Origin of the sequence: Micromonospora sediminimaris (assembly GCF_016863575.1) — a bacterium.
In the GTDB taxonomy this organism is placed as follows: domain Bacteria; phylum Actinomycetota; class Actinomycetes; order Mycobacteriales; family Micromonosporaceae; genus Micromonospora; species Micromonospora sediminimaris.
On the sequence record NZ_BOPD01000005.1, the window covers coordinates 1 to 22,985 of the forward strand.

The 22,985-nt window shown below is 72.0% G+C and carries 25 protein-coding genes; 8 read left to right on the plus strand and 17 right to left on the minus strand.

Translation table 11 applies throughout. The features are described 5' to 3' along the window. Positions 1-18: 18 nt before the first annotated feature. From Vse01_RS02630 to Vse01_RS02640, 3 genes are all read right to left on the minus strand, one after another. On the minus strand, positions 19-465 hold the full coding sequence (locus Vse01_RS02630; RefSeq protein ID WP_093402729.1) for a response regulator: 447 nt from the start codon (positions 463-465) through the stop codon (positions 19-21). 206 nt (positions 466-671) lie between these two features. Further along, positions 672-1,718: a cobalamin B12-binding domain-containing protein gene (locus Vse01_RS02635; protein WP_093402728.1), complete on the minus strand. Its 1,047-nt coding sequence runs from the start codon at positions 1,716-1,718 to the stop codon at positions 672-674. Beyond that, a complete protein-coding gene (locus Vse01_RS02640; RefSeq protein WP_093402727.1) occupies positions 1,715-3,469 on the minus strand; it encodes a PP2C family protein-serine/threonine phosphatase in 1,755 nt (584 codons plus the stop codon). Before Vse01_RS02640 ends, Vse01_RS02635 begins: the two co-directional genes overlap by 4 nt. A 253-nt stretch (positions 3,470-3,722) precedes the next feature. Here Vse01_RS02640 and Vse01_RS02645 point away from each other — a divergent pair, with 253 nt between their 5' ends. Beyond that, a complete protein-coding gene (locus Vse01_RS02645; RefSeq protein WP_093402726.1) occupies positions 3,723-4,064 on the plus strand; it encodes an STAS domain-containing protein in 342 nt (113 codons plus the stop codon). A 65-nt stretch (positions 4,065-4,129) separates the two neighbouring features. Further along, entirely contained in the window at positions 4,130-4,474 is a 345-nt protein-coding gene (locus Vse01_RS02650) for an STAS domain-containing protein (RefSeq protein ID WP_204019231.1), read from the plus strand. 67 nt (positions 4,475-4,541) lie between these two features. Here the strand turns inward: Vse01_RS02650 and Vse01_RS02655 are convergent, their stop codons facing one another. Continuing rightward, a complete protein-coding gene (locus Vse01_RS02655; RefSeq protein WP_093402831.1) occupies positions 4,542-4,844 on the minus strand; it encodes a hypothetical protein in 303 nt (100 codons plus the stop codon). 215 nt (positions 4,845-5,059) lie between these two features. On the opposite strand from Vse01_RS02655, the gene Vse01_RS02660 reads away from it, so the two are divergent. Beyond that, positions 5,060-6,037, plus strand: a complete 978-nt coding sequence (locus Vse01_RS02660) for a DUF2267 domain-containing protein (protein WP_093402830.1) — start codon at positions 5,060-5,062, stop codon at positions 6,035-6,037. Between the two features lie 73 nt (positions 6,038-6,110). Here the strand turns inward: Vse01_RS02660 and Vse01_RS02665 are convergent, their stop codons facing one another. From Vse01_RS02665 to Vse01_RS02685, 5 genes are all read right to left on the minus strand, one after another. Next, entirely contained in the window at positions 6,111-7,412 is a 1,302-nt protein-coding gene (locus tag Vse01_RS02665; RefSeq protein WP_093402829.1) for an NAD(P)/FAD-dependent oxidoreductase, read from the minus strand. Positions 7,413-7,470: 58 nt separating this feature from the next. Continuing rightward, positions 7,471-7,752, minus strand: a complete 282-nt coding sequence (locus Vse01_RS02670) for a DUF6510 family protein (RefSeq protein WP_093402724.1) — start codon at positions 7,750-7,752, stop codon at positions 7,471-7,473. Positions 7,753-7,765: 13 nt separating this feature from the next. Next, positions 7,766-8,488 carry a ferredoxin reductase gene (locus tag Vse01_RS02675; protein WP_093402723.1) on the minus strand — a complete coding sequence of 241 codons (723 nt, stop codon included), beginning with the start codon at positions 8,486-8,488 and terminating at the stop codon, positions 7,766-7,768. Between the two features lie 8 nt (positions 8,489-8,496). After that, entirely contained in the window at positions 8,497-9,096 is a 600-nt protein-coding gene (locus Vse01_RS02680; RefSeq protein WP_093402722.1) for a sulfite oxidase-like oxidoreductase, read from the minus strand. Between the two features lie 78 nt (positions 9,097-9,174). Continuing rightward, positions 9,175-10,188: a TerC/Alx family metal homeostasis membrane protein gene (locus tag Vse01_RS02685; protein ID WP_093402721.1), complete on the minus strand. Its 1,014-nt coding sequence runs from the start codon at positions 10,186-10,188 to the stop codon at positions 9,175-9,177. A 242-nt stretch (positions 10,189-10,430) separates the two neighbouring features. Here Vse01_RS02685 and Vse01_RS02690 point away from each other — a divergent pair, with 242 nt between their 5' ends. After that, a complete protein-coding gene (locus Vse01_RS02690; RefSeq protein WP_093402828.1) occupies positions 10,431-11,597 on the plus strand; it encodes a CaiB/BaiF CoA transferase family protein in 1,167 nt (388 codons plus the stop codon). Positions 11,598-11,621: 24 nt separating this feature from the next. Here the strand turns inward: Vse01_RS02690 and Vse01_RS02695 are convergent, their stop codons facing one another. After that, positions 11,622-12,032, minus strand: coding sequence for a DUF2267 domain-containing protein (locus Vse01_RS02695; protein ID WP_093402720.1), 411 nt, complete (start codon positions 12,030-12,032; stop codon positions 11,622-11,624). 147 nt (positions 12,033-12,179) lie between these two features. Between Vse01_RS02695 and Vse01_RS02700 the strand changes: the two genes are divergently transcribed. Continuing rightward, positions 12,180-12,452, plus strand: coding sequence for a DUF2795 domain-containing protein (locus Vse01_RS02700; protein WP_093402719.1), 273 nt, complete (start codon positions 12,180-12,182; stop codon positions 12,450-12,452). Positions 12,453-12,677: 225 nt separating this feature from the next. Here Vse01_RS02700 and Vse01_RS02705 read toward each other — a convergent pair whose 3' ends face one another. From Vse01_RS02705 to Vse01_RS02715, 3 genes are all read right to left on the minus strand, one after another. Continuing rightward, the gene (locus tag Vse01_RS02705; RefSeq protein ID WP_093402718.1) at positions 12,678-13,340 is read right to left on the minus strand and encodes a hypothetical protein; all 663 of its coding nucleotides are present in this window, start codon (positions 13,338-13,340) and stop codon (positions 12,678-12,680) included. A 63-nt stretch (positions 13,341-13,403) separates the two neighbouring features. Continuing rightward, positions 13,404-14,000, minus strand: a complete 597-nt coding sequence (locus Vse01_RS02710) for a dihydrofolate reductase family protein (protein WP_232511137.1) — start codon at positions 13,998-14,000, stop codon at positions 13,404-13,406. A 54-nt stretch (positions 14,001-14,054) separates the two neighbouring features. Next, entirely contained in the window at positions 14,055-14,597 is a 543-nt protein-coding gene (locus Vse01_RS02715; RefSeq protein ID WP_093402717.1) for a TetR/AcrR family transcriptional regulator, read from the minus strand. A gap of 64 nt (positions 14,598-14,661) precedes the next feature. Here Vse01_RS02715 and Vse01_RS02720 point away from each other — a divergent pair, with 64 nt between their 5' ends. Both Vse01_RS02720 and Vse01_RS02725 read left to right on the plus strand, forming a co-directional pair. Continuing rightward, entirely contained in the window at positions 14,662-15,780 is a 1,119-nt protein-coding gene (locus Vse01_RS02720) for an alpha/beta hydrolase (RefSeq protein ID WP_093402716.1), read from the plus strand. Further along, complete coding sequence (locus Vse01_RS02725; RefSeq protein ID WP_093402715.1) at positions 15,777-16,898, plus strand: FAD-dependent oxidoreductase; 1,122 nt, start codon at positions 15,777-15,779, stop codon at positions 16,896-16,898. The genes Vse01_RS02720 and Vse01_RS02725 overlap by 4 nt, the downstream gene beginning before the upstream one ends. Positions 16,899-16,908: 10 nt before the next feature. On the opposite strand, the gene Vse01_RS02730 is transcribed toward Vse01_RS02725, so the two are convergent. Further along, positions 16,909-17,862, minus strand: coding sequence for a pirin family protein (locus Vse01_RS02730; protein ID WP_373870623.1), 954 nt, complete (start codon positions 17,860-17,862; stop codon positions 16,909-16,911). Positions 17,863-17,947: 85 nt separating this feature from the next. Beyond that, entirely contained in the window at positions 17,948-18,886 is a 939-nt protein-coding gene (locus Vse01_RS02735) for a hypothetical protein (RefSeq protein WP_232511136.1), read from the minus strand. A gap of 208 nt (positions 18,887-19,094) precedes the next feature. Between Vse01_RS02735 and gdhA the strand changes: the two genes are divergently transcribed. After that, the gene (gdhA, locus tag Vse01_RS02740; protein ID WP_093402825.1) at positions 19,095-20,432 is read left to right on the plus strand and encodes an NADP-specific glutamate dehydrogenase; all 1,338 of its coding nucleotides are present in this window, start codon (positions 19,095-19,097) and stop codon (positions 20,430-20,432) included. Between the two features lie 85 nt (positions 20,433-20,517). On the opposite strand, the gene Vse01_RS02745 is transcribed toward gdhA, so the two are convergent. Both Vse01_RS02745 and Vse01_RS02750 read right to left on the minus strand, forming a co-directional pair. Further along, positions 20,518-21,150, minus strand: coding sequence for a hypothetical protein (locus Vse01_RS02745; RefSeq protein WP_093402713.1), 633 nt, complete (start codon positions 21,148-21,150; stop codon positions 20,518-20,520). Positions 21,151-21,163: 13 nt separating this feature from the next. Next, positions 21,164-22,948 carry a DUF4012 domain-containing protein gene (locus tag Vse01_RS02750; RefSeq protein WP_093402712.1) on the minus strand — a complete coding sequence of 595 codons (1,785 nt, stop codon included), beginning with the start codon at positions 22,946-22,948 and terminating at the stop codon, positions 21,164-21,166. Between the last annotated feature and the right edge of the window lie 37 nt (positions 22,949-22,985).

Genomic DNA, 22,985 nt, shown 5'->3' on the forward strand with positions numbered 1-22,985 from the left:
CCCGCCGGTAACGGCGGGTCAGCCCCGCTTGGGCAGCACGACCACCCGACCGAAGAACTCGTCGATCCGGTGCACCACGTCGTTGAAGTCGTCCAGGTCGATCGGCTTGGTGACGTAGGCGTTGGCTTGGAGCGTGTAGCTGCTGATGATGTCGGTGTCCGCGTTCGAGGTGGTAAGCACGACGATCGGGATCGTCCGCAGGTCCTCGTCGCCCTTCACCTCGCCCAGCACCTGACGCCCGTCCATCCGGGGCATGTTGAGGTCGAGCAGGATCACGTCCGGGCGTTGGGCGTCGCCGTGCCGGCCCTCGCGACGGAGGAACTCCATCGCCTCCTGACCGTCGGCGACCACGTCGATCACCTTCTCGACGTCCGAGGTGGCCAGGGCCTCCTCGATCATGAGCACGTCGCCCGGGTCGTCGTCCACCACGAGAATGCGAACCGGAGCGAGGGTGCGTGCGCCCATCTCTACCTGCCTCAGGTCGGCCAGGACGGGGCCTACCGGCCCCGCGCTGGCGGAAATCTAGCCCATCGCCGGACGGTCGGCGACCGCCGGGTCCGCGAAGTCGCGGCCGTACCTCCAGCACCCCCGGCCTGGCCCGCTATGGTCAGCACAGATGTTTGCTGCGCGACAAGTATAGGGGCCCTTGCGGGCGGCAGCTCACCTCGCGGTCAGGCCGCTCGCCGGTCGGCAACCGGCAGCGCCCCGCGCCCCCGCTGGAGAAAGTCCACCGCCCGGGGAAAATCGTGCAGCACCCCGCCGTAGTGGGCCAGCGACGCTTCCACCGTCGCGGCCGGCACGCTACGACTGTCCAGGATGGTCACCAACCACTCGACGAACTCGGTGAACAGCGAGCCGTCGTCGACGTAGAGGGCGGCGGCCAGGAAATCCAGGATGTATCCGAGGTCGCTGACCGTCGAATCCAACTGGGCCGGGCTGTGGTCGCGAATGGCCGGGAACCGCTGCGCCAGGTCGGCCAGCGCGCTGTCGATCAACTCACCACGCCGGTTCACCAGGCTGGCGTACTCGTCGTCGGCCAGGTGCGCCAGGTCGGCCGGCGCGGCCGCACGCAGGGCTCGTTCGTCGCCGAGCAGGTCGGCGGCGGCCGGGGCGCTGGCGGCCCAGGGCACGCCGAGCCGCCGAGCCCACCGGCCGTCCACACCGAAGCCCCGACCACCGACCAGCACGGGCACGTCCGAACGCCGGCACACCTCGACCATCCGGTGCGCGTGCGGTAGCCGCATCGGCAACGCGGAGGCCAACGCCACCGCGTACGCGTCGTGCCGGTGCAGGTACGACACCAGGTGCGCGGCGGGGACGCTGGCCCCCAGGAAGGTGACCTGCCAACCGCGCAGCCGCAGTACCTCGGCGACCAGTCGCGCCGGCAACGCGTGCCACTCGCCGTCCATGCAGGCCACCACGATCCGGGCACGGGTCGGCCGCACGTCGGCGTACGCGGCGACGGCCGCCACCACCCGGTCGCTGATGTGCGTCGCCGCGTGCTCCTGGGCCACGCTCCACTCGTTGCGCGCCCAACGCTCGCCCACCTCGGCCTGCGCCGGAGCGACCAGATCCAGCAGCACGCGTTCGGCCGCCACGCCGGCGTCGAGCAGCCCGCGCGCCACCTCGACGGCGGCGTGCTCGTCGGCCTCGGCGAGACAGTGCAGGTAGTCCGGGTAGACGGCGTCGAGCGAGGTGTCTCTCGTCGCGGCGGTCACCGGGTCGTCGCCCCCTCCGGATCCGGCCCGGTCACGGTCGGCACCGCGTGCAGATGCCGTTGGGGGCGATTGGCGACGCCGGTAGCGCGCAGCGCGAGAACCGCGATGTCGTCGTGGTCACGCTGCGCCAACCAGTCGCAGGTCACCTGTTCGATCCGCTCCGCCAGCGCCGGTGCCGGCATCCGGTGGCACCCGGTGAGCGCCTGCACGAGGCGATCGGTGCCGAGCAGTTCCTCGCCCCGCCGGCCGCCGCGCGCCTCGGTGACTCCGTCGCTGTAGAGCAGGCATGTTTCGCCGGGGGCGAGCCGCGTGGAGACCTGTCCGATGCGCGGATCCGGCACCACGCCGATGAGCATGCCGTTCAACGGCAGCTGCTCGACCTCGCCGGAGGAACGCAGCACCAACGGCGGCAGGTGCCCGCCGCCGGCCAGCGTCAACCCCAGGCCACCGTCGCGGTGCGGACGGACCACTCCCAGCACCATGGTGGCGAACCGGCCCTGACCGTGCGCCAGGGTCGTCTCCAGCAGCGCGTCGTTGAGCAGCCGCAGCAGCTTGGCCGGTTGCTGCTCGACCCGGTGCAGCGCGTGCAGGCACTGACGCAGCTGCCCGGTGAAGACCGCCGCCTCGACTCCCTTGCCGGAGACGTCGCCGAGGAAGAACACCGAGCCGCCGTCGGGCAGCCGGTGGGAACCGTAGAAGTCGCCACCGATGCGTAGGCCGGCCTGGGCGGGACGGTACGCCGTGCCCCACTCCACCCCTGGCGCCGCAGCGGGCTCGACAGGCAGCAGGCTGGCCTGCAACATGTCGGCCACCTCCGCCTGTTCGCGGTAGAGCAGCGCGGTGGTCAACGCCGCACCGGCCCGGGCGGCGAAGGCCCGAACCAGGTCGAGGTCGTCCTCGCCGTACCAGCCGCCCGTCCCCCGCGCGACGAGCAGCACCCCCGCAGGCGCGTCCCGGCCCGGCAACGACACCAGCCGGGCAGCCACCTCGGTGGCGGAGACACCGGGCAGCCAGCCCGCCTCGACGACCTGCTCGACCAGCCAGTCGACGGCGTGCGGGTGGTTACCCCGCAGACTCTCGGCGATCGCCGGCGGGAGCGCCGTGGCGGCGATCACCCCGCGATCGACGGTGGGTGTCTCGTCTCCGGCCCGGCTGGCCCGCCACCAGCGGGCCCGTCCGGACCGTGGCGCCAGCACCAGCACCGCCACCTCGGCGAGGGTGGGCACGGCCAGGCGGACCACCGCCGCGGCGGCCCGGTCCGGGTGTAGCGGGTTGCCCAGCTTGTCGCCGACCGTCGTCAGGAACGCCGACCTGGACCGCTCGGCGGCCAGTTCCTCGGAGCGCCTCTCGCGGTCGCTGACATCCTCGACGTACCAGCAGCTACGCCCGGCGGAGAGCGGGACTCGGCGTACCCGCAGCCACCTGCCGTGATGACGCAGGTGTGGATCGAGCGAGGCCAACTGCTCGACGGCCGCGAGCGTCCCGCCGACGACCACCTCGGGCAGCAGACGCTGCGCGACCGGGCTGACGTGCCGTACGGTCCCGTCCGGACCGCACACCACCACGCCTTCACGCAGATGCTCGGCGACCTCCGGCCAGTCGAGGGCGGGCTGACCCTGCGCCGGCTCCAGGGCGGGCAGCGCGGCGACCGACCGAGAGGTGGTCTGACGCCAGGCGGGGACCCGGGCGGCGCTCGGCGTGGAAGACCGTCCGTCGCCGGGGTCGAGGTCCCTGACGTCGGCACCTGTCACCAGCTTTAGCCTCGCTCCTTGTCGGATCCGCAGCCGCTTCGAGCGGCATGCATGGTCACGTCCTGACACCCAGCCTACGCGGGTCTGCCGGTGCCGCCACCCGGGCAACCGTCCGCCGGGCACCGACGGCCGCCCGACCGGCGGGCCAGCTCAGTGGTTGTTACGATCCCAACCGCCCCTACCCGCCCGCCATCCGCGGAAGGCGTGATCGTTGCTGTCCCACGGTCGCAGACCCGAGACGCCGCCGCTCAGCATGTCCGTCGACCGGTCCGATCCTGACGCGCCCGTGATCAAGGTCGTCGGTGATCTCGCCTACACCACCGCCGCGCCGCTGCGGGCCGAGATCGACCGGTGGATGAGCACCGACCCCAGAACGCTGGTGCTCGACTTCGGCGGCCTGCAGTTCATCGACAGCACCGGGCTCAGCGTCATCGTGCACGCCTGGCGCGAGGGCCAGCAGCGGGGCGTCCGACTGCGGCTGCGGGCGGTCCCCCGGTTCCTCGAGACCATCCTCGGCATGACGGGGGTGACCAGCCTGCTGGCCCGAGAACCGGCCGGCACCGAGCCGGACGATCAGTCTCCGGTCACCGCGTAGCGGCTGTCGGCAAACTTCTACACCCCGCGACTTGCGCCTGGCCGGCGTACTGGGAGCATGGAGTCATGTCGGCACAGCTGTTGGTCATCGAGGTCGACCGGCACGACGCGGGGCGGGCCGAGTTGCGGCTGACCGGCGACCTCGACTTCGACAGTTCGCCGGAACTCATCGACGTCGTGGCCGCCCTGCGGCGCGACGGCTACCAGCAGTTCGTCATCGACCTCAGCGGGGTCGGGCTGTGTGACTCGTCCGGGTTGAGCGCGCTCGTGGTGGCCTATCGGGGTGGCTCCGCGCCACTGCGGCTGACCGGCGTCAACCCCACGCTGCGCCAACTGCTGGACCGCACCGGCCTCGCCGAGCTGCTGAAGCTTCCCCTGGCCGCCGGGGACGACGTGCAGGCGGCCGGCTGATCCACTCGGGCCACCAGAAGGGGTGGCCCCCGACCCTGGGACCAGGGGTCGGGGGCCGGAGGATGGCTCAGGAGGCCGGGATCGGATACCGACCCGTACGGTGGGGCTCCATGGTCGGCTCCGCGTCCTCCGGTGGACCGGAATCCGGAGTTTTAAACAGATAGCGGACGAACTCCGCACCTGTTCCGTCGTCCTGCGCCCCGGGCCACTGGCCGGCGCAGTCGACGCCGATCACCTCGCGACCACCGCCGTCGGCGTCTTCCAACAGCGCCCACAGGCTCACCGGGTAACAGCGGGTGCGCTCGGGTGCCAGCCGCCACCGGGCGTACCAACCGGGTCGAGCGGGGACGATCTCGACTATCCGCTTCATCACGACCTTCCCTTCCGCCGTGCCTCGGAAGATCTCCGGTCCACCACGATCGTCAGCCCCGCCCGGGTGACCGGCCCTCACCCCGGCCGGATGAAGCCTCACCGGCGTCGGCGACCGGCACCCGGCCCGACCCCGGCCCGATCGTTTCGCACCGGCGACGGCCGGGAAGGCCATCGACGAAGCCAGCGAACACCAGCGGAAGCGAGGTGTGCACCATGCGTAAGCAGATGGAGGGCGACAACCAGCGCCGTCGGGCACTGGCCCGCCAGGCCCGGGAACGCGGCATGCGAGCCGCCGACACCGGCGCCAGCCTGAGCGCGTCCAAACAACTCACCCACCTCGACCAGAACAAGCGGGCCGGCCCGGCACCGGCCGGCGGCCGCAAACCGGACACCACGCGGGGCGGTCCCGCTCCCCCGCCAGCCGGTTTGCCGGAGGCCCCTCGGCCCCGGCCGGAGCCAGGTGTGCAGGCACCGGGGATCACCACCATGGGCTACCGCGACCTGGTCGAGGACGTCGTCCGTCGCGCCGGGGTCGACTTCCGCACCGCCAAGGTCGGGGTCGAGTCGACGGTGCTCGTGCTGGCCTGGGCCCTGGAGGCCGGCGAACGCCGCCGGTTGCTGGAGGCGGTGCCCGCCTCACTGCACGACGTGGTCCCGGTGGACGGCATCGAGCGACGCCAGGACCTGAGCGGCTTCCTCTCCGAGGTGGGTCGGATCAGCGGTCGAAGCCCGGAGCAGGCGCGCTACCAGGCCGAGGCGACCCTCGCCGCACTCGCCGAGCACGACGGTGACCTGATCGAGTCGCTGCACGTACCGGATGAGCTGCGGCAGTTGCTGGCGCAGCCGTCGGCCGGCGGCGGCGTGGTCGGTCCGGTCAGCGCGCTGCCGCCGCTGTCGCCGGCCGAGCTGCGCGCGGCCCTGGCCGACCTGCCCTACTGGTCGGGTGACGGCACCGCGCTGTCCCGGACCCTGGAATTGCCGCCGGGCAACCTGGACCGGGTGTTGGACCGGCTCGATCTGCTGCGCCAGCAGACCGGCCGTGGGCCACGGATCGGCCGCGCCGACCCGACGACCGCCGTGCTGACCGTGACCTCAAGCAACGCCGGGGCGGTGACCGCGATGGACATCGACCTGGCGCACACGGTCGATGACGCCATCGACGAGGCGGGGGCCGGAATGGCCGCCGGCTGAGCCGGAAATCAGCTGTGCGGTCGCGGGGTCCGCGCCCACGACCGCACGAGCCTCCGTGCCGACGGGCCCGTGGTCAGCGGGCCCGCGCCGGCATCTCGGGCGACGCACTCTCCAGCGGTACGGCGGTGGCGGAGATCAGTCCGAGCTGTGCCGCCGACCGCTGTAGTGCGGCGTCGAGGAACCAGTCCGCGCTCACCCTGGCCCGGTTGCCGGGCATCGCAAGCAGGTGGTAGCCCCGGGTGACCGCCTTGGCGGGCAGACCGGACAGCGGCACCTTCAGCGGATTCGCCGCGGCCTGCTTGCCGCCCAGGTCGACCACCCAACCGAGGTCGTGGTGCTTGTACGGCCGGCGGCGTCCCTGCCCGTACGAGGCGGCGATGTTGTGCGCGGCCAGTTTGCCCTGCCGCTGCGCGTGCTGAGCGGTCATCGTGCAGATCTCACCGGGCCGGGTCAGGTCGGGCACCGCGGCGGCGTCGCCGCAGGCGTACACCTCGGGGAACCCGGGGACGTTGAGGTACTCGTCGACGACCAACCGCCCCTTCTCGGTCCGCAGGCCCAGTTCCGCCACGAACGGGTCGGGGCGCACGCCGACGCACCAGACCAGCGAGCAGGTGGGGACGTACTCGCCGTCGGTGAGCTTGACCCCGTCGGAGGTGGCGACCGCCACCGAGGTACCCATCCGTACGTCGACCCCGCGCCGCCGCAGCACCTTGTCGGCGGTGACCGACATCCGCCGGTCCAACTCCGGCAGCACGCGTGGGGCGACGTCCAGCAGCAGCCACCTCGGCCGGATCTTGAGCCGGGGGTGCTGGGCGGCCAGTTCGTCGGTGAACAGGATGCCGTGCGCGGCCACCTCGGTACCGGTGTATCCGGCACCCACCACCACGAAGGTGGCGCGTGCCTGCTGCTCCGCCGGATCCTCTGCCTGCTCGGCCAGCTCGATCTGCCGGACCACGTGATCGTGCAGGTAGAGCGCCTCAGGCAGACCGCGGAAGCCGTGCGCGTACTCGGTCACGCCGGGAATGGGTAGCAGCTTGTTCACGCTGCCGACGGAGAGGACCAGGCGGTCGTACGCCAGCCGATTGCGGTCGCCCTCCGGCTGGGTGAAGCCGACCCACCGGTTCTGCAGGTCGACGCTGTCGGCCTCGCCGATGACCACCCGTACGCCGTCCAGGGTGCCGGCCAGCGGCACCGCGATCCGGCCCGGCTCCACCACCCCCGCCGCCACCTCCGGCAGCAGCGGCAGGTACAGGAAGTAATCCGTCGAATTCAGCAGGACGATCTCGGCTCGGTCGCGGGCCAACCGGCTCAACGTCTTCGCCGCGTGGTACCCGGCGAACCCGGCCCCCACGATCACCACACGAGGCTTCGTCATTTCGGCCCGGTTCCCGTCGTGCGCGCCGGCAAACGTCCCCACGACAGTCGCGAGGACCTCAGCGTGGTCGGTCGGGTGGCATCGGGAACTGCAGGAAGGTGGCGCCGCGCAGGTCGAGCCAGGCACGGTCGGGCGCGCGGACCAGCCGCAGCATCACCTCGACGCAGGTGGGGCAGCGACCCACCAGGCCGGGCGCGTGCGAGTAGACCCGCAGCCCGGCCACCGGACCGGGGGTGCCACAGTTGGCGCACCGGGCGGTGGCGCTGCTCAGGTCGACCGCGAACACCTCCCCCAACGGACCGTCGAGCATGTTGCCGTCCACGTAGGGCAGCGCGGTCATCCGCGGTCTCCTCTCAACCGGTCGGGCCGAAACGTTCGGTGCGTACCCGCCGCGCCGGGTGGCCCAGCCCGACGAGCAGGTCGGAGACGGTCTCCACGAAAGCGGTGGGCCCGCACACGTACACCAACGGCTCCAGCTCCGGCGGCCAGCCATGGGTGTTGACATCGGCGAGGCCGAGCCGGTGCGGCTCGCCGCGCCAGCCCTCGGGCGCCTGCCGGGTGTACACGTACGCCACGTCCAGGCCGGCGTCGTCGCGTACCCGTCGCCGCAGCTCGTCGGTGTAGAAGGCGTCCTCGGGGGTGCGGACGGAGTAGATCAGCCGGAACGGTGCCCTGCTGCCGGCCGCCCGCCGGCCGCGGATCATGGCCATGAGCGGCACCACCCCCGATCCCCCGGCGACCAGCAGCACCGGTTCGGTCTGCTGTGGCCGCCAGACGAACCAGCCGCCGATCGGGCCGCGGACCTCGACCGGGTCACCCTCGCGGTAGGCGTCCACCAGGAACGGCGACACCTCGCCGTCGGACACCCGCTGGACGGACACCTCGATCCGGTCACCGTCGGCGGGGGCGGCGAGCGAGTACGACCGGGCGGCCTGGTACCCGTCCGGCGCGGTGAGCCGGATGTCGACATGCTGGCCAGGCAGGTGGGCCGGCCAACCGGGTACCTCCAGCACCAGGGTCCGCGCCGTCGGCGTCTCGGTCCGGTGTGCCACCAACCGGGCCGCCCGCCAGCTCATCCGGCCGCTCAATCGCCCTGGTACCGCTGCTCACGCCACGGGTCGCCGTAGTCGTGGTAGCCGGCGGTCTCCCAGAAACCCGGGGTGTCCTCGACGGTGAGATGAATGCCCCGCACCCACTTGGCGGACTTCCAGAAGTAGAGGTGCGGCACGAGCAGCCGCGCCGGCCCGCCGTGCTCGGCCGGCAGGTCGTCTCCGTCGTAGGTGTGCACCAGCCAGGCCTGCCCGTCGCGCAGGTCCTCCAGTGGGAGGTTTGTGGTGTAGCCGCCGTAGGAGTGCGCGAGGGCGTAGTCGGCGGCGGTGTCCACGCCGTCGAGCAGCGTGTCCAGCGAGACGCCGCGCCAGGTGGTGCCGAGCTTGGACCACCGGGTGACGCAGTGGATGTCGACGGTCGGCGTCTCCTGCGGCAGCGCCATCATCTCGTCCCAGCTCCACCGGTACTCCGTACCGGTCTCGGAGCTGATCACGAATTCCCACTGGTCACGGGGCACCCGTGGGGTCGGGCCCGCGGAGAGCACGGGAAAGTCAGGCGTCAGGTACTGGCCGGGAGGCAGATCCGGAGCTTCGGCGCGCGGCCGACCCTGGAAGCCCGGTGTGACGATACCCACCGCTCAGTCCTACCACGGCGAGCACCGCCGGGGGCGGGTTCGACAGGCACGGAGTCGGCCACCCGTTCCCGTGGACGCTCACTTCCGCTCGGTGACGACTTCCTTGGCCCCCGGCACCACGTTCCGGGTCGCCCGCAGGCTGGTGATCGTGACCACGGTCAGCACGCCGACGATGACCAGCAGCGAGGCCACGGTGGGGATCTCCGGGACGCCCTCCCAGACGCCGTGCGCCCAGTGCAGGCCGAGCTTGATGCCGATGAAGGCCAGGATGATCGCCAGGCCGTAGGTGAGGTGGACCAGCCGGCTCAGCGCCGCGTGCAGCACGAAGTACAGCGCCCGCAGGCCCAGCAGGGCGAAGGCGTTGGTGGCGAAGACGAGGTACGGGTCCTCGGTGATGCCGTACACCGCCGGCACCGAGTCGACGGCGAAGACCACGTCGGTGGCGAACACCGCAACCACCACCAGCGCGAGCGGGGTGAGCGCCCGACGCCCGTCGACCCGGACGGTCATCTTGGTGCCGTGGTACTCGTGGACCACCGGCATGAACCGGCGCAGCAGTCGCACCGAGCGCATGGTGCCGATGTCCACCGTCTGCTCGTGCCCGGTGAACGCGTCGCGGAGCAGCTTGGCGGCGGTGAACAGCAGGATCAACGCGAAGATCAGAAAGGCGAAGTCCAGGGTTTGCAGGGCCGCCGCGCCTAGGGCGATGAAGACACCACGCAGGACCAGCGCTCCGGTGATGCCGAACAGCAGCACCCGCTGGGCGAGTTCGCTGGGCACTGCGAAGGCGGCCAACAGCAGCATGAAGACGAAGAGGTTGTCGACCGACAGCGACTTCTCGACCAGGTATCCGGTGAGGTACTCGAAGCCACGCTCGGAGCCGTAGCGGTGCCAGACCCAGGCACCGAAAGCCAGCGGCAGGGCTATGTAGAAGGCGGTCCAGCCGAGTGCCTCCTTGAGCGACACCTCGTGCGGACGCCGGGTCACCAGGAAGTCCAGCGTCAGCAGGGCGAGCACGCCAAGGATGGTGATCGCCCACAGCGAGGGCGTGCCCACCGACTGCAGACCAGCCGCGACAGACAAATCGGACATGGGGCCTCCTCGAACACCGTGTCATGTTCGAGGTCTCCTTCACCCACGTTTCGTGGGCAACCACCCGAGGCGCGCTCCGGGCGCGCCGTACTGACCGGCATGGTTCGTGGGAAGTACTCCCCTCGTGCTGACAAGGTTAGGACAGCCGAATTCCGCCCGCCAGGCGGGGCGTTGTCGGGCCCGGTGGCTTCGCTCACGGCGGGCGGCCGGCCGAACGCGAGGTGAGCGCCTATCGTGACCCGGTGACCGCAGACCTGGCGACCGGCCCACTGTCCGGCGTACGCGTGGTGGAGCTGGCCGGTATCGGCCCCGGGCCGTTCGCCGCCATGATGCTGGCTGACCTCGGCGCCGACGTGATCCGGGTCGACCGGGTCACCGAGGTGGATGCCACGGCCTTCGGCACCCCGCACCCCGATCTGCTCAACCGGGGGCGCCGCTCGATCGGGGTGGACCTGAAATCCGCCGACGGGCGCGAGGTGGTACTGGCCCTGGTCCGCGACGCGGACGCCCTCGTCGAGGGGTTCCGGCCCGGCGTCACCGAACGGCTCGGCGTCGGGCCGGCCGACTGCCACGCGGTCAACCCGGGGCTGGTCTACGGCCGGATGACCGGCTGGGGCCAGGACGGCCCGAACGCCCCGTACGCCGGGCACGACATCGACTACCTGGCGCTGACCGGTGCGTTACACGGCATCGGACGGGCCGGTGAGCCTCCGGTGCCGCCGATGAACCTGCTCGGCGACTTCGGCGGCGGCGGAATGATGCTCGCCCTGGGTGTCGTCTCCGCGCTGTACGCGGTGCGCGGGGGTGCCACCGGCCAGGTGGTCGACGCGGCCATCGTGGACGGGGTCGCGGTGCTCAGCACCCAGATCCACGCCCTGCACCAGCTCGGCATGTGGCGAAACCCGCGCGGGGTCAATCTGCTCGACGGGGGTGCGCCCTTCTACGACACGTACGAGTGCGCCGACGGGCGGTACCTCGCCGTCGGGGCGCTGGAGCCGCGCTTCTACGACGAGTTGGTGCGGCTCACCGGTTTCCCACTGCCGCCGGACGAGCCGATCGACCGCACCGACCCGGCGAACTGGCCGGCGCTGCGGGCCGCCTGGGCGCGCCTGTTCCGCACCCGTACCCGCGACGAGTGGGCCGCGCTGCTCACCGCCTCCGACGCCTGCGCCGCGCCGGTGCTGGACTGGCGTGAAGCCCCGGAACACCCGCACCTGGCCGCCCGGAAGACGTTCGTGCTCAGCGACGGGGTCGTCCAACCGGCGCCGGCACCCCGGTTCTCCGCCACCCCGGCCGCGATCCGCCGGCCGCCGCCGTGGCCGGGCGAACACACCGACGAGATTCTCGGCGAGGCAGGCTTCGACCGGGACCGGATCAGCCGGCTGCGCGCCAGCGGGGCTGTCGGCTAGTGCGGTGTCCGCACCGACGGCCAGTCAGCCGCGCCGCAACGTGGCGCCGGGCGCCAGGGCGGGCTCGACCATGTCGCGGTAGTCGCGGGGCAACTGGACCACCAGTTCGTCGAACTCGCCACCGGTCACCGCCTCCCGAAGGGTGGTGAAGACCGCGCGGACCGCGTCCCGGGCGGCCGGCTCCCCCACCCCGGCGCGGAGCGCGACCCGGGCGACGAACTCGGCGGCGCCGAAGCGCTCCGCCGCCTCGATGTCCGGTGTCGGGCGCATCGGCAGCCGCAGCGGAGCGGGCAGCTGCACGGCCAGGTCCAGCACCTCGCCGCCGGTCAGCCGCTCGGCCAGCGTCTCCAGCGTCGCCCGAATCAGCTCCACCGCCCGCGACGATGACGTGGCGGTGCGCTGGGCGACCTGGTCGACGAACGTGTCGTAGTTCATCGCGTACCCCCTCCGGCCGGCGCTTACCCACCCGCTCGGTATGGAAACGGCGACTGCTTTTCCGTCGGCCTCGGCGCGTGAGCGGCCCCGGGTCGGGTATCCGCGCCCGGTTGTGGCCGGACCGAATGCCCGGGAGGAGCCGACATCATGGCGAGTTACGCCGACGTCCTGCAGTACCTGTCGAGCCTGGACTACCCCGCCGGGAAGGACGAGGTGGTACGCGAGGCCGAGCGGGAAGGGGCGCCGCCGGACGTGCTCCAGGCCCTGCGCGCCCTTCCTCCGGTGGATTACGCCAACGGCAACCAGGTGGCCCGGTCGGCCGGCATCGACGCGGCCCCCGAGATCACCGACGCGCAGCGTGGCGCGCAGGGACGCGACAAGCGGCACCAGCGGGTATCACAGCACCTGCGCGGCATCTAGGCCTGCCCGCCGCGTCTCGACTCGCCGGTAGACAGGGAGGCGCCCCGGCAGCGAACCGCTGCCGGGGGCGCCCCTGCGTAACCGCCTGCCCTGGCGACGGCGCACCCGAACCGGGTCGCGGCCACCAGGCGGCCGACAGCCACCCGAACCGGGTGGCTGCGTTTTACTGCGGTCAGCTTACCGCACGCCATCAGCCGAACGGACAGCGGGTACCGACGAAGGGCCTCATTCTGTCAGCTCGGCGTAGCGCCCCTCCAGGTCGACCCGCGCGAGCGCACCGACCAGCCAAGCGAGCCGCTCCGACTCGCGGCCGCCGGCCAGCCCGGCGAGATCCTCGGCGGAGCGGCCCAAGCCGAGTCGCCGCGCCGCCGTCAGCGCGCGCCGGTCGGCCACCGGCGCGACCTCGCCCCACAGCGCCTGCACCTCGCGCAGGAACAGGTCCGCGACCTGCTCGTCGACCCCCGGAAGGGCGGTGAGCAGGGCCCGCTCACGGGCCGGGTCGCGGTGCGCCGCCGACCGCAGCCGCCTTAGGTCGCCCCGGTACCGTTCGACGACCGTGCGGGCCAGCCGGCCCAGCAGGTCGGCCAGCGCGTCGACGTCGCCGCGCTGGCCGCTGTCGCGCAGCGCCCTGACCCGATCCGGGTGTGACGCGCCGGACAGCCGGGCGGCGCTGTCCCAGCCCGCGTCGGACAGCGCGTGCGCGCCGTCGACGGCCCGCCGGAAATCTCCCCGGCGGGCGAGCAGCATGGACAGGCAGAGCACCTGGAACAGGCTGGACGGGTTGTTTGTGACCCGGAATCCGTACTGCTCGGCGAAGCCCCGGCCGCTACCGGCGAGCCGACGCGCCAACCGCTTCCTGTCCTCGATCGTGGCAACCGTGGTGGGCATGAGCGGCTGTTACCCGCGCCCCGCACGAGTAGGCCGGGTGTCCCGGCCGCCCGGACACGAACCTCAGCTGCGATCCAACGTCAGTACGCGTACCCCTGAGCCCAGCACGGCGGCGTCCACGTGGGTGAACAAGGTGGGCTGGAAGGGACCGGCGAACATCGGGATGCCCGAGCCGATCACGGACGGGTGCTGCTTGATGATGAGCCGGTCGATCTCGGGCAGCAGGCTGTGGGCCAACGTACCGCCGCCGACCAGCCAGATGTCCAGCTCGCTGCCGTCCTGCTTGAGGCTGCGGACTCGGTCGAGGGCGTCGGTGCGGACCAGCTCGACGGCGTTGCCCGGCGTTGCCCGCAGGGTGGTGGAGAACACCAGGTGACGCAGGTGCGGATAGGCGTCGTCGAGCCCGGCGTCCAGGCCGAGCTGATAGGACGCCCGACCTTCGAGCACCGTGTCGAAGACCTTTCCCGGCCCCTCGACGCCCAACGCGGCACGGGCGGGCGCGGGCAACGTCTCCGGGAAGTTGGTCACCATGTAGTCGATCAGGTCGGCGGGGACCGGGAAGTAGCTCTGGCCGCTCGGGTCCCCGCCGTCCGGGCCGGCGATGAAGCCGTCGAGGGTGGTCGCCACGTAGTAGGTGAGTCGGCGCAAGAGGCCCTCCATCACAGGACGCTCAACTGTCGGATCGGTGGTCCTCGGGGTTCCGGCCGGCTTGGGTCACTCGGCGCCCACGAGCCTCGCCAGGGTAGCTTCCAGCTCGGCGCGGCCGCGTTGCTGCCCCTCGGCCGCGGTGAGTTCGGCGAAGAGCAGACCGTCGACGAGCGCGAGCGCGGCCTTGGCCACATCGCGTGCTGCCACGACGCCCTGCTCGGTCAGCCGCTGCTCGATGGCACCACGCACCCGGTGCGTGCCGGCCGCCAGGACCTCGCGCAGCTCGGGCCGCCGTACGGATTCGAGCGCGAGCTCGTAGCGGGCGAGGAGCCGCTCCCGGTCGGCGCTGAGCAGCTGTTCGGCCACTCGGGCGAGGTCTGCGGCGAGCGTCCCGCCGGTTGCGGGAGCGAGGGCCGCCTCGTCCAGTTCGGCCAGCCGGTCGACGGCCGCCCGGAGCAGGTCCGCGCGGGTGCGGAAGTAGTAGGAGGTCGAGCCGAGCGGAAGCCTCGCCTCCCTGTCGACGGCTCGGTGCGTGAGTCCACGTCCACCGGCCGTGGCCAGCGTGGTGATCGCCGCGTCCGCGATCACCGTCCGGCGTTCGGTCGCCATGGGCTTCCCTCCCAGCTCTACAGGTGTAGAGTAGCACTCCTCGACACCTGTAGAGGAGGATTCCATGCCGAACGACTACGTGGTGCACGTCCTCGTACTCGGCCTGGCCACCACCGCAGCGTTCAGCCCACCCACGCGACCACGGCCGCTGGCGCGGGCCGCCTTCCTGGCCGGGATGGTCGTGAACGAGGTGCCTCACCTGGTACTGACGCTGCTCGCGGTCTCGACCGCCGCGGCCGTCTGGAGCGGGGACCTGCGCCGCGACGTGTTGTCGGGCGTCCTGCTGGCGGGCGCGGCCGCGACCGCGGTGATGCTTGTCGCGTTGACCAGCCGGGCCACCCGTTCGAGCTCCGTCGCTGATGCCGCACTCCGTGCGGCCGGAATAGACCGCGCACCGCCGCGACAGAGCCGGTGGCGTACCGCCCTCACCCCGCTTCCGATCCGACCGCGTTCCGTGCAGCGACTACGCAACCTGCGCTACGGCGACCACCGGCGCCAGCGCCTCGACGTGCTGCGACGCCGCGACCGGCCCACGGGTGGCCCGGTGCTGGTCTACTTCCACGGCGGCGGCTACTTCTCGGGAAGCAAGAACTGGGAAGGTCGTGGCCTGCTGCATCACCTCGCCGCGCGCGGCTGGGTGTGCATGAGCGCGACGTACCGACTCCGCCCCGGGGCGGGCTTCGAGGAGCACCTTGCCGACGCGGAGGCCGCGATGGCCTGGGCGCGCACGCACGCGGGAGAGTACGGCGCGGACGCGACGACGGTGGTGATGGCGGGCAGCTCCGCGGGCGCTCATCTGACCTCTCTCTACGCGCTGCGCGCGACGCCCGACGAGCGCCCTGCCGCAGCGGTCTGCCTCTACGGCTACTACGGCCGGTACTACGGCCGCAGCACCGACGAGGTGGTCACGTCGACCCCGTTCGCGCTGCCGGCATCCGACGCACCGGCCTTCCTGATCGCGCACGGAAGTCTCGACAACCAAACCTCCGCCGCCACGGCGCGCGCCCTGGCGGACAAGCTGCGGGCCGAGTCGTCGCAGCCGGTGGTCCACGTCGAACTGCCCGGCGGCCAGCACGCGTTCGACTTCGTCACCTCCTGGCGGCTGACCGCTGTCATCGGCACCCTGGACGCTCTTCTGGCTGACATCGGCGTGGAAGCGGGACGTCAGCTGGAGGCGTCGTGAAGGTGCTGATCGCCGGCGGGGGTGTCGCTGGCCTGACACTCGCGGCGCTGCTGCGTCCCCGTGGCCACCAGATCACCGTGGTCGACCCCGGCCACGGCAGCGACGACGGCTTCGCACTCGCCCTGTGGCCACACGGAACCCGGGTGCTGCATGCGGTCGGCGTCCACGACCGGCTGGTCGAGCGCGGCCTTCCGATGCGGCGCTACACGGCGCGGTCGGGGTCCGGTGCCCTGCTCACCACCTCCGGGCCACCTGCCGGCATCGCCCGCCACGGATATCTGGGCACCGTGCCGCGCAGCGACCTCGTTGAGATGCTGGCCACGGCCTGCGACCACGTCGAGCACCGGACAGGTCGCGTCGTGGCCCTGGAGCAGCACCACACCGGCGTCGATGCTCATCTCGACGGCGGAACCATCATCGAGGCCGACCTGTTGGTGGGTGCCGACGGCATCGGTTCCGCGGTGCGCACCGCGCTCCTCGGACCCCAGCCCCGGCATGACACGGGATGGACCTGCGCCACGTGGTGGACCGAGGCGGCGGACCACCCGGGCGACGCCGGTGAGACGCTGGAGTTCTGGGGAGCCGGCAGCTTCGTCGGGTGCTACCCGTGCCGGGGTCGGAGTTGCCTGATCGTCGGCGGCCCCTCGGATACCGTCCGTGGTCAGCAGGCCAGGCCATGGCTGCGCCGGACTCTCACCGGAGCGGGCCTGCCCGCCGACCGTCTGCTGCCCGGCTCAGACGACGAACGTTGGCTGTGGCCCATGACCGACGTGCGCTCCACCCGATGGGTACGCGACCGGGTGGCGCTGGTGGGGGACGCCGCAGCCGCCTTTCTGCCGACCGCCGGAATGGGTGCCTCGATGGCGCTGGAGTCGGCGGCGGCGCTGGCCGACGAACTCAGCCGCTGCGACGCCGGCCACGTGCCCTTCGCCCTCCGCCGCTACGAGCGGCGGCGGAAGGGGCGCGTCGAGCGGGCGCAGCGGCAGTCACGCCACTTCGCCCGGGCGCTCTTCACCTCGTCGAGCACGCTCGCCCGCCTCCGCAACGGGCTCGTCGCCCGCATGTCCGTCGACCGGCTGCTCGCCCCCTTGGTGCGCGACCTGGATCATCCCGCCTGACTGACCTCGCCTAGGCGTGGAAGCCACCGGAACGGTCGCGGGCCTTGAGCCGGACGGTGGGCAGCGCCGGTGCCGGCAGCGGCGGGTCCGGGTCGTCGGCCACGACCCCGAAACGCCGCCCGGCCATCCAGTCCTCCCGGGCGGCGACGATCTCGTCGTGGTCACGGCCGACGAAGTTCCACCACATCACCAGCGGCTCCTCGAACGGTATGCCACCGAGCAGCATGAACCGGCTACCCGGCTCACCGCCGAGGCGCAGCACGTCCCGCCCGGCGCCGAGCCAGAGCAACGCCCCGGGCGCCAGCGGCAGCCCGTCGACCTCGCCAGCGCCGTCGAGGGCCAGCAGCGCGTACTCGAAGTCACGCCGCAGCGACAGCCCGGCCACCGCCGATCCGGCCAGTTCCAGTTGCGCGCCGAGCAGCGGGGTGTGCACCCGGGCCGGCGAGCGTTCTCCGGCGAGTTCCCCGACCAGCAGGGTGACGTCGAGATCCCCGTCGCGCCACCGGGGCAGCTCGGCGTGGTGGGCGAAGTCGGCCCCTGCGGCTCGGGCCTCGTCCGGCAACGCCACCCACAACTGCACCCCGTGCATCAGGGGCGGGTGCTCCGCCGGTGAGCGTTCGGAGTGGGCGATGCCGTGACCCGAGGTCATCACGTTGAGTTGGCCGGGACGGATCGGCTGCTGGTTACCGAGGCTGTCGCGGTGCAGGATCTCGCCGTCGAGCAGCCAGGTCACCGTCTGCAGACCGGTGTGCGGATGCGGCGGCACCTCCATGCCGGGCCGTTGGGCCACATCGTCGGGGCCGAAATGGTCGACGAAGCACCACGCCCCGACCAGTCGACGGGTGCGTTGCGGCAGCAGCCGACGCACCGTGGTGTAGCGGCCCAGCGGCACATCGTGGCCGGGCAGCAGCACGCTGCCTGGATCTACCGTCGCCACACCGGGCGGACGGGTCTCGGCAGGCATCGCTTCGGCACGCTCCACGGTCCGACTCTACGCCCGCCCCGGCCGCCCGCCCGGCGGTCGGCGAGCGGCTGCCCCCGCACGGGGCTCAGCCGCCGCGTACGGTCACCACGTTGGCACCGGCCACCAGGTCCAGGAAAATCCGTTCGGGGGCCCGGTCCCAGCCCGGTGAGCCGAGCACCGTACCCGGGGCGAGGCCGTCGCGGCGCTCGCCGTACAGATCGACGGCACCGGCGCCGGAGCCAGTCCGGACGCGCACCGGCACGCCGTCGGTGACCGTGACGTCGAACTGGTTGACCCCACCGGTGACCCGCACCACGAGCAGCCCGTCGACGTGGGGCAGCCGAAGGTCGGTCCGGGTCGCGCCACCCACCAGTTCCAGTCCGGACAGCCGGGCGGCGCTGAGGTCCATCCGTCGCTCGGCGGCCCCACCGGTGAGCCGCAGGTCCCAGGACACCCGGGCGTTCAGCAGCACCTCGACCACGCCCGGCTGCTCGCCGGTTCGCTCCATCCGCAGCGACACCCGATCGCCTACCAGTTCGGGACGTGCCCGCGAGCCGGACGCGGCGGGGCTGACCACGCGGTACAGCTCCTCCCCCAGCTCGGTGACCCGCAGATCCACCCGGTCCAGCCCGTCGACCAACTCGAAGCTGGCCCGCCGTCGATCGTGCAGCGGCGCGGTCCGTACCTCCTCGGGGCTCTCCCGCGCGGCCCGGGCGGCACCGCCCAGTCCGCTGGCGTCGTCCGGCGCGGCGGTCGCGCTGGCCACCGAGTCCGTTCCGCCGGAGAAGACCCGGCCGAGCCGGTGCGGGTCGGAGAGGATCACCACGACGGCAACCGCGCCCAGGCCCAGCACCAGCACCGCAGCGGCGACCAGCAGCCGGGCGGCCGGCGACCAGACCTGCCGATCCGGTGGTGTGCCTCCGACCTCGGTGGGCGTCGCCGGGAACACCTCGATCTCGATCGATGGTGCCGGGGCTCGCCCGGATTGTGTCTGATCCTGTCCGCCCTGCACCGATCCGGCCATCGGTCTCCCCTTTCACGGTCCCCTACCGAGGGGTACGCGCCAGGAGGCGGGTCGGATCAGTCGACCGCGTATCGCACCGGCACCTGAGCTGGTCCGGGACCGTCGGTGAACCGGGCGGCGGTGACGAACCGTATCGAAGGACGGTCGGCGCGACGCCGCCGAGGTCCGGCAACGGCGCCGGGCCTGAACCGGAAGGGACGTGTCGGTGATGCCGGAGACGGTCGAGTCGGTGTTCGCCAGTGTGGTCGCCCGCAACCCGGGTGAGCCCGAGTTCCACCAGGCCGTACGGGAGGTGTTGGAGAGCATCGGGCCGGCGCTGGCCCGGCACCCGGAGTACACGCGGGCCCGGATCATCGAGCGGATCTGCGAACCGGAACGGCAGATCATCTTCCGGGTGCCCTGGGAGGACGACGCAGGTCGGATCCGGGTGAACCGGGGCTTCCGGGTCGAGTTCAACAGCGCGCTCGGCCCGTTCAAGGGTGGGCTGCGCTTCCATCCCACGGTGTACCTGGGCATCGTCAAGTTCCTCGGCTTCGAGCAGATCTTCAAGAACGCGCTGACCGGGCTGCCGATCGGCGCCGGCAAGGGCGGCGCGGACTTCGATCCCAAGGGGTGCTCGGACCGCGAGGTGATGCGCTTCTGCCAGAGCTTCATGACCGAGTTGCACCGGCACATCGGGGCGCAGACGGACGTGCCGGCCGGTGACATCGGGGTGGGCAGCCGGGAGATCGGCTACCTGTTCGGCCAGTACAAGCGGATCACCAACCGGTACGAGTCGGGTGTGCTGACCGGCAAGGGCCTGTCGTACGGCGGCGCGCAGGCGCGTACCGAGGCCACCGGCTACGGCGCGGTGTTCTTCGCCGAGGAGATGCTGCGGCAGACCGGGGATGGTCTGGACGGCAAGCGGGTGGTGGTCTCCGGTTCCGGCAACGTGGCCATCCACGCCATCGAGAAGGTCCACCAGCTCGGCGGGACGGTGGTCGCCTGCTCCGACTCGACCGGCTACCTGCTCGACGAGAAGGGCGTCGACCTCGACGTGTTGCGGGAGCTGAAAGAGCGGCGGCGCGGCCGGTTGGCGGACTACGTGCTGGACGTGCCGCACGCGGTAAGCGTCGCCGGCCGTACCCCCTGGGAGGTGCCGTGCGACCTGGCCCTGCCGTGCGCGACCCAGAACGAGATCGGCGGCGCGGAGGCCGCCCAGTTGGTCGCCGGTGGCTGCGCGGTGGTGGTGGAGGGGGCGAACATGCCGACCACCCCCGAGGCGGTGCGCATCCTCGGTCGGGCCGGCGTGCGCTTCGCTCCCGGTAAGGCGGCCAACGCCGGTGGCGTGGCGGTCAGCGCCCTGGAGATGCAGCAGAACGCCAGCCGGGAGACGTGGACCTTCGCGAAGTCGGAGCAGCGATTACGAGAGACGATGCGGGACATCCACGCCCGGTGCTGGGCGACGGCGGAGGAGTACGGCCTGCCGGGCGACTACGTGGCCGGGGCGAACATCAACGGGTTCCGCCGGGTCGCCGAGGCGATGCTGGCGCACGGCGTGGTCTAGGGCGGGCAGACAGGTACCGGTGCCCGTCGGAGGGAGCGGCGGGCACCGGTACCTTCGTTCTCCGGGCCCTGCCCGGAATCGTGGATCAGTTCGCGCCACCCGCACCGAAGCGGTTGCGCCGCCGCCAGGCCAGCGTGCCGAGCAGCAGGACGGCACCGGCGGCGACGAGCCCGCCGCCGACCTTCATCGGCGTGTCCAGGCTGCTGCCGGTGACCGGCAGGTGCGGCTTCTTCTTGTGCAGCACCCGCAACTGGGTCGAGGCGGTACGGCCGGACTCCCGACCGGTCGCGGTGAAGGTGAGCAGGCCGGTCACCGACGGCGTGTACCGCCGGGTGAAGACCCCTTCGGAGTTGGTCCGGGCGGTGAAGCTCAGCGGCGCGCTGGCCTGGAAGGCCACCGGCGCCATGGCGACCGTGCTGCCGTCGCTGCGCCGTGCCGTACCGGCGGCCGGTGCGGCCAGCGGCGACACCGAGACGACGATGTCGACCGTCTCGTTCGGCCCGAAGTTGCGGCCGGTCAGGATGACCGTCTCACCGAGGAAGATGGTGGGTCGGTTCACCGTCAGCGACGCCAGCACCGGCGGATACGGCGGTGGCTGGGGCGGATCGGTGACTGTTGGCGACGGCTGCGGCTGCGGTTGCGCCGCCCCCGCCGCAGCCGGCACGGCCACCACGGCCAGACCGACCGTGAGCGCCATGATGATGCGGGATAGCCGCATGGTTCGTTCCCTCCTACTGAGAACAGCTTGGTGCGGTAACAACATGGGTGGTCCATGGGGTGGCGGTCGGGGTCAGCCACAGCTCGGCCGCTCCGCTGTCCGTCTTGCCGGTCAACAGCGAGACCTCCAACGTGCGGGTCCCGCCCGGTCCGATCTCGACGTTCACGGTGGCGACCTGCCGCCGCCGCTCGGTGCCGTTGCCCACCGAGGTCTCGGCACCGTCGACCCGGGTGTCGAGCACCGCCCCGCCGGCCGGCCCGTACACCGACACCAGCGTCCGGACGGTGTACGGATCCCCGGCCCGGCCGAGGCCGAGGACCGACTCGCTGAGCCCCGAAGCCGGTGCGGTGGACCGGAGCGTCACCCGGAGGTTCAGCTCACGGCGACCGTCTGCGTGGCAGTCGCCGACCGTCAGGTCGGCGGTCTGCCGGAGGTAGTAGCCGAGCTTCGCGCCGCTGCCGTCGTTGAGGAACACGCCGACCGTCGGCACGGTGTCCTGTTCCGGAAGCGTCCCGGCCACCCGGCTGTCGCCGAACGTCCGCTGTTCCTCCGGTCGGGCACTCCAGAACAGTATCCGACGTTCTTGTATAGAGCGGTTGAATGCGGACAACAACCCATTCGGGTGGACGTTCCGGGCGAATAGCGTGTCGAAGACGGTGGCCGCTGCACCCGCGAAAAAGCCGTCCTGTTCTCTCGGACTCATCCGCTGGTAGGTGTCGCTGAGCAGCGTCTTGACCGCGTTCTCGGCGCTCAACGCCACGCCACCCGGCACCCGCACCGGCCCGGTGGCCTTCAGCAGGTACGACAGCACCACCGGGTCGACGGCCAGGACCCCGTCCACCGTCTCCCCGCTGTGCCGGCGGTACATCTCCCGGTACAGGGCCGCCGCGGTCGGGAAGTGCGGGCTGAGGTTCACATCCGCCGGATAGATGCCGGGAAGCTCTCCCCAGAGGGCGCGCACCTCCGCCGGGATCTTCAGCGGCTCGGCGAACCGGCCGATGCTCGAACCGCTGCCCTGGGCCCCCATCTTGACTCGGCCATTGTTCGCCTCGATGACCGCGTACGCGCCGAACATGCCGCCGGTCGCGCGCAGCTCAGCGGGGTTCTGCGACACCAGCAGATACCGTCGCGGCCCGTCCACGCCCAGCAACGGCGGCAACAGTCGGCTCGCCCGGTCCGCCGCCGAGGTCATCGCGGCCAACTGGTCGATCTCGCCACGCAGCTCCGTGAGGGCGCGTCGGACCTGCCCGACCAGCCGGTCACCGGAGACCTCGGCCAACTCCGCGCGGGTCCGCTGGACCGTGGCGTGCACCGCGACCAGATCGTCGGTGACGGCGCGCAGGCCGTTGAGGTCCAGCCGACCTTCCTGAGGGATCAGTCCGCCGAGGTCGACCCGGAGCAGCGCCGGGAACGCCTGGCGGGCCAGGTCGTCGATGGCGATGGCGATCTGCCGGACCGCGGTGAGGTTCGCCCCGGCCACCGGGGCCTGTCGGCCGAGCCACCATCCGGGGTCCCCGGTGGCCCGCCGCGCCGCGCCGGCCTGCTCCTGCAGGGCGGCGAGGGTCCGCTGGGCGCGTGCGGTGTCGCCACCGACCAGATGGGCACTCAGTTCACCGGCCAGGCCGGCGGCGTTGACCAGGTGGGCACGCGCCTGCCAGCCACGAAAACCGACCCACCCGGTGAGACCCAGCACCAACGAGGCAACCACCAACGTGGTCAGCAGGATGCGACGCAGTCGGGCGCGCCGACGGCGGCGGGATCGGCTACGCCGCCGTCGAGGGCTCTCGCTCTCCGACACATCACACCTCTTTCCAAAAACGGACAGAAGACCACAT

Excerpts from the sequence above, each read along its gene's own strand:
- Vse01_RS02735 (WP_232511136.1), bottom strand. The coding sequence starts at position 18,886 with ATGGCCGGATCGGTGCAGGGCGGACAGGATCAGACACAATCCGGGCGA.
- Vse01_RS02675 (WP_093402723.1), bottom strand. The coding sequence starts at position 8,488 with ATGAGCTGGCGGGCGGCCCGGTTGGTGGCACACCGGACCGAGACGCCG.
- Vse01_RS02645 (WP_093402726.1), top strand. The coding sequence starts at position 3,723 with ATGTCCGTCGACCGGTCCGATCCTGACGCGCCCGTGATCAAGGTCGTC.
- Vse01_RS02695 (WP_093402720.1), bottom strand. The coding sequence starts at position 12,032 with ATGAACTACGACACGTTCGTCGACCAGGTCGCCCAGCGCACCGCCACG.
- Vse01_RS02705 (WP_093402718.1), bottom strand. The coding sequence starts at position 13,340 with ATGCCCACCACGGTTGCCACGATCGAGGACAGGAAGCGGTTGGCGCGT.
- Vse01_RS02650 (WP_204019231.1), top strand. The coding sequence starts at position 4,130 with ATGTCGGCACAGCTGTTGGTCATCGAGGTCGACCGGCACGACGCGGGG.
- gdhA (WP_093402825.1), top strand. The coding sequence starts at position 19,095 with ATGCCGGAGACGGTCGAGTCGGTGTTCGCCAGTGTGGTCGCCCGCAAC.
- Vse01_RS02670 (WP_093402724.1), bottom strand. The coding sequence starts at position 7,752 with ATGACCGCGCTGCCCTACGTGGACGGCAACATGCTCGACGGTCCGTTG.
- Vse01_RS02685 (WP_093402721.1), bottom strand. The coding sequence starts at position 10,188 with ATGTCCGATTTGTCTGTCGCGGCTGGTCTGCAGTCGGTGGGCACGCCC.
- Vse01_RS02745 (WP_093402713.1), bottom strand. The coding sequence starts at position 21,150 with ATGCGGCTATCCCGCATCATCATGGCGCTCACGGTCGGTCTGGCCGTG.
- Vse01_RS02665 (WP_093402829.1), bottom strand. The coding sequence starts at position 7,412 with ATGACGAAGCCTCGTGTGGTGATCGTGGGGGCCGGGTTCGCCGGGTAC.
- Vse01_RS02660 (WP_093402830.1), top strand. The coding sequence starts at position 5,060 with ATGCGTAAGCAGATGGAGGGCGACAACCAGCGCCGTCGGGCACTGGCC.
- Vse01_RS02720 (WP_093402716.1), top strand. The coding sequence starts at position 14,662 with ATGCCGAACGACTACGTGGTGCACGTCCTCGTACTCGGCCTGGCCACC.
- Vse01_RS02655 (WP_093402831.1), bottom strand. The coding sequence starts at position 4,844 with ATGAAGCGGATAGTCGAGATCGTCCCCGCTCGACCCGGTTGGTACGCC.
- Vse01_RS02710 (WP_232511137.1), bottom strand. The coding sequence starts at position 14,000 with ATGGAGGGCCTCTTGCGCCGACTCACCTACTACGTGGCGACCACCCTC.
- Vse01_RS02630 (WP_093402729.1), bottom strand. The coding sequence starts at position 465 with ATGGGCGCACGCACCCTCGCTCCGGTTCGCATTCTCGTGGTGGACGAC.
- Vse01_RS02715 (WP_093402717.1), bottom strand. The coding sequence starts at position 14,597 with ATGGCGACCGAACGCCGGACGGTGATCGCGGACGCGGCGATCACCACG.
- Vse01_RS02700 (WP_093402719.1), top strand. The coding sequence starts at position 12,180 with ATGGCGAGTTACGCCGACGTCCTGCAGTACCTGTCGAGCCTGGACTAC.
- Vse01_RS02730 (WP_373870623.1), bottom strand. The coding sequence starts at position 17,862 with ATGCCTGCCGAGACCCGTCCGCCCGGTGTGGCGACGGTAGATCCAGGC.